We start from the raw sequence: 10,103 nt of genomic DNA on the forward strand, positions 1-10,103 counted from the left end.
TTATCTAAGTTTTATTTAATTTTCTTATATTATTTTACCATAGTTACTCTGGGAGAGCCATTTAAATTTAACTAATATTGTTTTACCGCTTCGAGAATTGGCTAAAGATGAGTTAGTAAAATTAGGTGATATTGAACATACTTTAATTCTCTTTCTCCGGCAAGTTAAAAACATTATTATTGATAATAAAGTTACAAATAAGCTTCGCCAAATTAAACGCCTAGACTTAGATGGAAAAATAGAGATACAGGAACTTACAGAATCCATAGTTAAGCATTCTTATAAACTGGTAAAAAACAACTTAAATGTACCTGAATATATTCAAGAAGAAAAAAGAGAAAATGTTAAATTGACTGAATTAATTCTTGCCTTTAGTTTGCAAGAGGATGGTACAGCAGATACAAGATTAGAACAAAAAGTTTTTGCTTTTCTTCCTACCCGTAGTTACGGATTTAAGTTTCTTATACAAGCTGATTTTCTAGTTCCAGCCAATCGAGAAGACATTCATAAAGATACACGTTGGAATAAATGGATAAGAGATAATATTGCTGCTACATTCTTGTCAGCTGTAGAAGAATTTAAACAAGACATTAAGCTTAACAAAAATTATTATAACTATATTCCATTAACTCATGAAGTTAAAGATGAGTTTTTTATTCCTGTAGTTAATGAAATATACAACAAATTAAAAGTTATTAGGTGTATTTTAACTGAATCAGAAAAATGGCAGATTCCTTCTCAGATTGTACAAGCAGATGAACAAATTAGAGGATTAATCTCTAATAATGATTTGCAACAACTTCTAAACAAAGAGTATATTCACCCCGAAGTCAAAGCCAAAATGCCTATTCTTGAAACTCTTGGGGTTAAAAAACTTAGTCTTGATGATTTATTGCAGTGTTTACAGAATAGTGAATGGGTAAAGAAACAAAATGATACATGGTTTATAAATCTCTACATTTACTTAAAAAATTGCAATATAACAGATTTATCAAAGCTAAAAAATTTAAAAATTATTCCTTTAGAAAATAATAAATTGGCTTCAACTCAGGAAACCCTCATATTTTTTCCATTGAAAGATAAAGGAATATATGGATTTGAATTTGAACAGGAACTTCAATTCATTAAAATAACTCTCATTGAATCAACGATTCAGGACTCTAAAAATTCAGTAATAGAGTTTCTAAAAAAATTGGGTCTTCAGAATGCTTCCCCTTACGAAATTATCGAGAATTATATATTACCCATTTATCAAGGAAGCTTTTGGGAAAGCAAAGGCGATCAACTTTTAGGATATATTTTTTACATTAAAGATAACTTAGAAGAGTATGAAAAAGAATTTAACAAAAAGACCAACCCTTATTCTTGGTCTTATTATAGAAAAGATCCATTAGAAAATTTGAAAGTTTCGTTGCGGATAAAAACAGATAAAAATAGCTATTTACGTCCAAATGAAGTTTATATTCCTGCTAGTTACGGTAATGAAAATAATTTAGAAAAATTGTTAAGTGGAATACAAGATGTTTGGTTCGTATCTCCAGAGTATATTCAACATATTACTCACATAAACGATGCTAGTGAAAAAGCAGAAAAAATCAAAGAGTGGAAAAACTTTTTCGTGAAATTAGGTGTGCATACTCTACCAAAAGTTAATAAAGAAGTACACATCGTTTCTCATAGATCTAATAAAAAAAATATATATACCCATGATTATTGTATTTATAGTTCATCTCATATTTTGAAAATCATTGAAATAAATAATGTAGAGAAAAATAAAAGACTAGCTGAAATTTTAGACTCTAACTGGAGTTACTATAAACAGTTGAAGCAGTGGTCGAATTATTATTATGGTTCTGATGCTCGTTGGCATCCTTATCAATTCAGAGATAGTGATTGGTTTGCCAAGATTAAAACAGCAGCTTGGCTTCCTACTACGAACGGCAGTTTAGCTAAACCTCTAGAAATTTTTCAAGCTGAACCAGAAACGGTATCAATACTAGGAGATAGTGTTCCATACTTAGCCATTGCTCTCAATAATCAAGATTTCATTAAAGATTTAGGAATAAAGGTTAGAATAACTGACTTAAAGGATTATGCTGATTGGTTGTTTGCATTATCTCGAAAGCCCAAGTTGAATGAAAAGGATGAAACAATATTACTTAAAATTTATCAACAATTAAATAATTCTGCTATTACCTCAGAAGATTGGTGGAGTAAATTTGTAAGTCAACGGATATTTTGGACAAATCAGGAAAATTTTTGCACAGCTAATAATGTGTTAATAAATGATAACGAAGAAATTTATGACTTATTTAAAGATAATCCTCAGATAGCTTTCCTCAAAATTCCTCCATTCTACTACTTAAAACTCCAGCACTTCATCAAAGCAACTGGTATTCGCTATATTTCCCAGATTATTAAGACTGAACTAGCAATTGAACAAGAACAAAGAGTTGAGGAAGAAAGGCTGACTGAGCAGATTAAAAGTTTGATACCTTACGCTCTACGTTATCTTTACCAATTAGAACACCAAACTTATGAACAGCTTAAAAGCAATCAAACCCTAGTTCAACTTAAAAATTTAGTGTGTTACCGGGTTAAAAACCTTAAAATTAAGTATCTTCTTAACGAGCAATCAGCTTGTACTCAAAGAAGTGCTTTCCTGTACAATGGTAATCTCTACATTCAAGCAGACAGTTTATCAAATACAGATTATTTAGCTTTGGAGATTTCTAAACTCTTTGGTTGTCCAAAAGGCATGGATGAATTTTTAGTGTTGCTGTTTGATAAAAGAACCCCAGACAAAATTGAAAGTTACATGAGAATAAAAAATATTCAGCCGCTACCTGCTGAAGAAAAACAGTGGTTTGAAAGCTCAAGTATTTATCTAGCGGAGACTCATTTTATAGGAATAACAGAGGCGACGGATAAAAACGTTGAGTTTACAGATCAAAAGCACCACAAAATAGATCCAGATCAAATTTCAGCTAAATCACAATCAACAAATGTATATCAAAATGATCAGGCATTTGCTACTGAAGATATTTACGCTTTGGAAATAGATACTCAATGGGAGCCTGAGTGTGACCCTAGAGAAGTCAAAAAAATTGAGGCTCTTCAGTGGCCGCAAACAATAATTACATCTCAAGAATATCTCAGTACTGAAAGGGTTAATGAATCTATTATTACTCCATCTATTACTGAGTTAATTGAACACGAAACTGTTTTAGGTCAAACCACTTTTAGCAAAAGTAAATCTGAATTAGCATCAAATCAACCAATCTTTAAATTAATCAGAGAACTACAAGAGAGCGGTCAAGATGAGTTAAGTGAGGGGACAAAGCCTAGTGGCATCTGGGGCGAAAAATTTGCTGTTGAATATTTAAGACGAAAGTTTAGTGCTAAGTATCCTACAGGCGAATTAGAAGAAGACCAATACGGTTTTTTGATTAAAATTAAGAGTCAAGTAGTAGTTGAGGTTCAGTGGTTAAACAAAGTTCACGAAACAGCAGGGTATGATATCAAATTAATTGAAAAGAGTCGAGAAGATTATATAGAGGTTAAGTCTAGTAAACCTGGAGCTAAGAAATTGATAAAGCTATCAGGTATTCAATGGAAATTGGCTCATGATTTAGGAGACAACTTTCATATATATCGAGTTTATGATGCGGGAACTCAACACGCTACACTTATTGATATTTCCAATCCCAGTCAACTTTGGCTTGAAGGTAGTCTCCGTGTAAATTCTGTTTATCTCCGGATATAGAAATAGCAATATAAATAAGGGTAACGGCTTCACCGATACCCCTAGCATCACTTCAACATCAAGCAAACAATATTATAATTCTTCAGTCACACCAAAACAGCTAATTTCCATCGACTCCACCTAAGCACCAGTTGTTCAAACGTGCTTTGGCCAAGTGCTATGACGCTGGTTTGCCTATGGTGTGCGATCGCTACCGCTTGTGGGTACATCCCTTGTAAATGATGAACCTCGTAAAACTGGGTTTAATTATTTACTATGTTTCCCTTAATGCTTCAATATTTAACTAATAGCGGACATCTGGTGGTGTAATGTTGCGGGAGGTAGCAATGGTCTTTAATGAAAGCAAGTAAGTCACACTAATTTTAAGTTCCTCTTGAAGTTAAATCACCACCGTCATGTATCGAATTTTAATATTTGGTAATTCCGGCTCTGGAAAAACTACTCTCGCCAATAAACTTGCTAAAGATCTCAGTATTCCAATACTGGATCTCGATACTATCGTTTGGCAACCTAATCAAATTGCTATCCGCCGACCTCAAGAAGATATAGTAAATGATTTACAAAACTTTATAGACCATAATATTTCCTGGGTCATTGAGGGCTGTTACAGTACACTAATCCAAGTTGCTCTCCAATTTGCCACCGAAGTTTATTTCCTCAATCCCGGTATCAGCAAGTGCGTTGAAAATAATCGCCATCGTCCTTGGGAGGCGCACAAATTTCCATCAATCCAGGCACAAGCAGAAACATTTGAGTTTCTCCAAAACTGGATTCAACAATATAAAGAACACGATGATGAATTTAGTTACTCATCTCATCGCTCATTATTTGACCAGTATAATGGCAGAAAATATGAACTTACTGATTAATCACCCTGTAATCCAGTAGTACAACCCCGTTTTCATAGATATTGCTATTGGCCAGTTCTAAAGCAGTTTGCCCAATTACTCCTGAAAACAGTGGAATGCCTGAACCCATCAAAAATGGGTTGATTTTCAGGATTAACCGATCAATTAATTTTTGAGCAAAAAGCTTTGTGGCTAAATCCGCCCCACCACACAGCCAAATACCCTTTCCTGTTTCACTTTTGAGATGGCTGACTAACTCAACAGCATTTTCCCTAACAAGTTCAACATTCTCATCTGGGCTAGAGAGCATACTGCGTGAAAAGACATACTGTTTCATGTGTGAGTAAGGATTGGTTATCCCATCCTTCAATCCCACCTCGTAAGTCTTTCGCCCCATGAGAACAACATCAAACCACTTATTCTCAGCATGGATACCCATTACCTCACGAAACTGTGATGGAAAAGTTTCCGGAAAGTCGGCTCCTAAAGAAGCAAAATATTTAGCATCTGGGGAAAAGCCGTTATGTGAACCGTCGATCTGAGCAATATATCCATCAACGCTGCAAGCCACAAAATAAGTCAGTTCTCGCATATTGACATCCTTTTTGAACAGTTGCTAGCAACACTACTCAACCAAGTAATCAAGCCGTACTTCGCATTTTCGCACGGCGGGGGTTTTGCTTTGGGTGCAGCAATGAGGCTTTGGGGGAATGGGAGCGATCACCTACTTTGCGATTACTACATACTACAAGGTATTTCTGCACTCTGAGAATTAGACGGGTGGCCCTAACTGGGGGTGCAGTTGATTTCTTCGTTAGCTGCTAATCTGGCGATCACTCCCGGTTGAATTTCCACTATATGGTCACTCATTCTCATCACCCGGACTACGAAATCATTGCTTGTTGGGGCGAGTGTGGGTGTTTTACTTATATGGCTGTGGATTACTTATCAAAATATGACTGTGCGGAATATAATTTTTGAGAAGATTTTGAGTCGCAATGTCTACCACGCCATCGTTAATGATTGGATTGAAAAAATGCTCCAGCCAGCCAATGTTACTGCTAGACTGCTTTTTGATAGTTGGCTCAAAAGAAAAAATTGATGAACAGTATTTGTGTTTACTGTGGTTCTAATTTTGGTAATCGCAATAGCTATCTTGAGGCGGCGCAAAGTCTTGGTAGTGAAATGGCACAGCGTGGAATTACCCTTATTTATGGTGGGGGAAAAGTAGGACTAATGGGAGCTATCGCTGATTCTGTACTGGCTGCTGGTGGAAAAGTTATTGGTGTCATGCCACAAGCCTTAGTCGATAAGGAAATCGCACACACTGGTTTAAGCGATCTCAGAGTTGTAGGCTCCATGCACGAGCGTAAATTGCTCATGGCTTCGCTGGCTGATGCCTTTATTGCGCTCCCTGGTGGGTTAGGTACATTGGAAGAATTTTGTGAAGTTGCCACTTGGACTCAACTGGGATTTCATCGCAAAGCTTGTGGACTATTAAACATTGACGGGTTTTATAACCGATTAATTTCTTTCCTCAACCATGCCACAAAAGAGCAGTTTATTCGCCCTGAACACAGAAGTATTGTTTTAGTCGGGGAAACTCCTGTGGAATTAATGGAAAAGTTAAGTCAATTTGAAGTTCCTAACGTACATAAATGGATTGACCAAGACCAACAATAAGCGCGATCGCACCTGATTGCTAGAATGTACTACTTGAATGACGCAACTCTCACAAAACACATCGCCGCAACGCCCCAAAAACACCAGCGCACTCATGACGTGCAATCAAGGGTTACAACTCTATATAATCTTTAGTAGGGACTGATTAAAGTAATATGACTGACACGCCTGAGTATTTCCCCAGCAGACTAGACAGACTTGAGCAAATTGTATTGGGCTTGGCTGAAAGACAATCCCACACTCAACAGCAGTTAGATTTACTTACCGAAAATGTCAATCGGGTACTGGCTCGTAGCGCAATTTTAGACGATGTACTTCTTGAATTACGGGACTCTCATGAAGAACATCGACGCAACTTTGAAGAACACCAACGCACTACAAACGCTGCTTTACAAAGTCTTGAGGCTATCTTGGTACAGTTAACTCACAATCGGTCTTGAGGCAAGGGTTACGCTTCACACTTCATCTTTTAACCAACTCAAACCCATCTTCAATGCTGCTCTTGCAGTGTAATACAATTTCTGCTCCCCAAATACTTCACCTCTACGCCTGATGACCCGAAACTGCCAGCACTGGCCGGGCGTGTAATAGACGATTAGGATACTGCCGTTGATGCAAATAACTGTATCAACTTTGATTTGGGGCATTTGTGAGTGTGAAGCTGAATTATCTGTAATTGTCCTCGATGAAAGCAAGCAAGTCACCCAAATTTTAAGTTCCTTTTGTGGCTACTACTCATTCTCATCACCAGGACTTCTCAAGCATTGCCAGTCAGGGGTAGTGTGGGTGTTTTGCTGATATGGCTGTGGATTACTTATCAAAATATTAGCAATGTCTACAAACAAGGCTATGTCTAGGGTTTTGACGATTGGGCTTCTTTTTTCTCTAAACTGACTGCGCCGAGCCAAAACCCACAATAAGCGCGGTTCGCCCTTGGCTGCGCCAAGGGCGAACGCGGTTGATTGTACTACTGGAATGACGCGGCTCTCATGAACGCCAACGCATCGCTAACGTTGTTCTAGAGGCTATCTTGGTGTAGTTAATCAGAAATAATTCTTGAGGCGATCGCCAAAAGCGCGGCTGGCTAGGTGTACAAAATTGCCCTTTTCATCATCAATGCTCTGGTTCAGTAATTCGTTGAAAAAGATAGCCGGCTCCTCTGGCGGTCAAAATTAATTCTGGATTATTCGGGTCATCTTCTAGCTTTCCCCTTAATCGGGAGATATGCACATCTACCACACGACTATCGGCGTGTTGCTCACAAGTATATCCCCAGACTCGCTGTAAAATCTCTCCACGAGAAAACGATTTGCCTGAGTGAATCACCAGTAATTCCAGCAGACTGTATTCTACACCTGTTAATTTAATCCGCTCATCACCTTTGTGGACTTGCCTCTTGTATGTATCAATTTTGATATTGCTGACGTACATGATTCCCGAACTGGGAATAGCAGCACTTGTTCTACTGGCCCGTCGCCGCAGTACGCAACGAATCCTCGACTCTAGCTCTTTTGGGGAAAATGGTTTTGTGACGTAATCATCTGCACCTAACTCCAGACCAGTAATCCGATCTGCAACGTCTGTTAGGGCTGTGAGCATGATAATTGGTACATCAGTTTCTTTACGTAATTCCTGACATACGCCATAACCATCAAGGAGTGGCATCATCACATCTAAAACGATTAAGTCTGGCGAGGAAGAGCGAAACGTCACGAGTGCTTCTTCACCATCACCAGCCGTGACCACATCGTAGCCAATCATGGACAGTCGCGTTTCTAAAATCCGGCGAATGCTTGATTCGTCGTCTACCACCAAGATTTTTTCTTTACGGCTTTCCACGTTTTCAATGCTTATGTACAGTTAAAAAATTATGATATTTGAGTAATTGATTGTTGAAGTTCTTGCTCTCATATATCTTATTTAAACTTTTGTTAACTCACCTCTGCCGAATATGAGTTGACGGGTTTTGCGAATCAAATTAAACGACATATTACGTTACTATATATTCACAAGAACATTTGTTTAGCAAGTGTTACTTGAATCTATTAAGTATTACAAAATCAGAGGACAACCTTATCACCATCCAAAAGCAACTAATTAACTCACAAATCAAGTCACCCCAAGTTTTCTTGATTGATCACGAAAATAACAATCGTGGTTTAGTAAATACTAACGATGCTTTAGAGTTAGCCGAGAGCTTAGAGCTTGACTTAGTTGTAGTTTCCGAAGGCCAAGACGCTCCAATCGCCAAGATTCTCAACTATGGTAAGCTTCAGTATCAAAAGAAAAAACGTCAGGGACAAAGTGCTAGACCAACCGTGAAAGAAGTTCGGCTACGTCCTAATATTGGAGTTGCTGATTATAACTTACGTATTGAGCAAGCTGTTAAGTGGTTGAGTAAAGGCGATTCTGTTAAATTTGCTATTCGCTTACGTGGTCGAGAAAATCAATATCGTGAACAAGCTGGCGAATTGCTAGAACGGACGGCCACTGCCTTAAGCCAAGTAGGTAAAGTCCAATCACTTGATAAACGTTCACTTACTGCTCAAATTATTCCTGCTTAAATTAATTCTCTAGCTGTTGTATTTGGAGTTCTCACAATTAGAAATTCGAGCTAGTTTAGCATTAACAATGCCATAGCTGTTCTGGACTTTTACCAGGACAGCTTTGCTATTTTGGGGTTAATATAAAGAACTTTTGGCAGCAGTAAGCACTCGTGCATACATCAACTTAGTGAACTACCCCATCAACCCCAAATGCCGATGAAAAGCCTCAACCGCATTCGCTACACCATCTTCACCCCGAATCTTCTCACCTAACTCCTGGGCTTTTTGAAGCATCACCTCATCACCCAGTACAGCTTCAATCGCTGCCGCTAGAGTGTCTTCTGTTACTTCCTTGTATGGTATTGGTGCAGGGCTAATTCCTAACCGCATTAGCATCTCACCCCACACTGGTTGATCTGCGAAAAAAGGTACGACGATTGAGGGTATCCCTGCTTTTAACACCGCCGCCGTTGTACCTGCGCCACCATGATGTACCATTGCCTTCACTTGCGGCAGTAGCCAGTCATGGGGAACATCGGCGATCGCAAACACTCGCCGCGAATCTTTGGGATTGACTATTCGACCCACATTACCCCAGCCTGACAGTATAATGCCACCTTGCCGTGTTTTCTTCAGAGCCTCCACAATATAGTAGGTCAGATATTCTGGGTTGGGCATGGTCATACTACCGAATCCGAAGCATAGTGGTGCTTGCTTGAATCCTAGAAAATCCCACAGTTCATCAGGGGCTTCATTTTCGTACTCATCAGCACGGTCAATAAACCAGAACCCAGTTACATACGCCCACGCTGGCCAGTCATGGGGTCTTGGAATAACGTGCGAACTAAAGCCGTACAACACGGGGATTCGGGAAACGTTCGCTGGAGTCTTTCTCCTAAATCTGCTACCCAAAAATGGTAGCGGCGGCAATTTCAACGTCTCGGTTCGGAAATGGTTAATTAGTTTTCGGTATTTCTGCCAATACAGAAACTCTGCAATGAAGTAGCTGGCGTAGTTGATAACTTTCTTGAGCGGGTTTTTTGTTAGTCGAGCGAATCTCAAAAATCCAAACGTGCCTGTGGGAGTCAACGGCACAACTGATGCCATGAAGCAGGGTACGCCTAATTTTTCGGCTATGTGGTATCCCCAGTTTGAGGGCGGCGTGTAGATGATTACTTCAGTTCCCTGGCAAGCAACCCACGCGGACTGCATCTGTTGACGTAACTGTTTTTCTTTAGTCTGGGGCTTGAGCTTTTCCCC

At 38.8% G+C, this 10,103-nt stretch carries 9 protein-coding genes; 5 read left to right on the top strand and 4 right to left on the bottom strand.

What is annotated here, in order from left to right; all coding sequences use genetic code 11:
- Positions 1-97: 97 nt before the first annotated feature.
- Both H6G76_RS35240 and H6G76_RS35245 read left to right on the top strand, forming a co-directional pair.
- Positions 98-3,766, top strand: coding sequence for a DUF3883 domain-containing protein (locus H6G76_RS35240; RefSeq protein WP_190710829.1), 3,669 nt, complete (start codon positions 98-100; stop codon positions 3,764-3,766).
- Positions 3,767-4,161: 395 nt separating this feature from the next.
- Positions 4,162-4,635 carry a shikimate kinase gene (locus H6G76_RS35245; RefSeq protein ID WP_190710830.1) on the top strand — a complete coding sequence of 158 codons (474 nt, stop codon included), beginning with the start codon at positions 4,162-4,164 and terminating at the stop codon, positions 4,633-4,635.
- Here the strand turns inward: H6G76_RS35245 and H6G76_RS35250 are convergent.
- Entirely contained in the window at positions 4,625-5,206 is a 582-nt protein-coding gene (locus H6G76_RS35250; protein WP_190710831.1) for a dihydrofolate reductase family protein, read from the bottom strand. The two genes, H6G76_RS35245 and H6G76_RS35250, sit on opposite strands and share 11 nt — an antisense overlap.
- A gap of 509 nt (positions 5,207-5,715) precedes the next feature.
- Between H6G76_RS35250 and H6G76_RS35255 the strand changes: the two genes are divergently transcribed.
- The gene (locus H6G76_RS35255; protein WP_190710832.1) at positions 5,716-6,297 is read left to right on the top strand and encodes a TIGR00730 family Rossman fold protein; all 582 of its coding nucleotides are present in this window, start codon (positions 5,716-5,718) and stop codon (positions 6,295-6,297) included.
- Positions 6,298-6,452: 155 nt separating this feature from the next.
- Positions 6,453-6,737 carry a hypothetical protein gene (locus H6G76_RS35260; RefSeq protein ID WP_190710833.1) on the top strand — a complete coding sequence of 95 codons (285 nt, stop codon included), beginning with the start codon at positions 6,453-6,455 and terminating at the stop codon, positions 6,735-6,737.
- 15 nt (positions 6,738-6,752) lie between these two features.
- Here the strand turns inward: H6G76_RS35260 and H6G76_RS35265 are convergent, their stop codons facing one another.
- Both H6G76_RS35265 and rpaB read right to left on the bottom strand, forming a co-directional pair.
- Entirely contained in the window at positions 6,753-6,944 is a 192-nt protein-coding gene (locus H6G76_RS35265; RefSeq protein WP_190710834.1) for a hypothetical protein, read from the bottom strand.
- A 466-nt stretch (positions 6,945-7,410) separates the two neighbouring features.
- Complete coding sequence (gene rpaB, locus H6G76_RS35270; RefSeq protein WP_190710835.1) at positions 7,411-8,136, bottom strand: response regulator transcription factor RpaB; 726 nt, start codon at positions 8,134-8,136, stop codon at positions 7,411-7,413.
- 197 nt (positions 8,137-8,333) lie between these two features.
- Between rpaB and infC the strand changes: the two genes are divergently transcribed.
- Positions 8,334-8,861: a translation initiation factor IF-3 gene (gene infC / locus H6G76_RS35275; protein ID WP_199337635.1), complete on the top strand. Its 528-nt coding sequence runs from the start codon at positions 8,334-8,336 to the stop codon at positions 8,859-8,861.
- Positions 8,862-9,035: 174 nt separating this feature from the next.
- Here infC and H6G76_RS35280 read toward each other — a convergent pair.
- On the bottom strand, positions 9,036-10,103 hold a 1,068-nt coding region (locus H6G76_RS35280), incomplete at its 5' end, for a glycosyltransferase (protein WP_190710836.1).

Origin of the sequence: Nostoc sp. FACHB-152 (assembly GCF_014697475.1) — a bacterium.
Lineage (GTDB): Bacteria > Cyanobacteriota > Cyanobacteriia > Cyanobacteriales > Nostocaceae > Nostoc_B.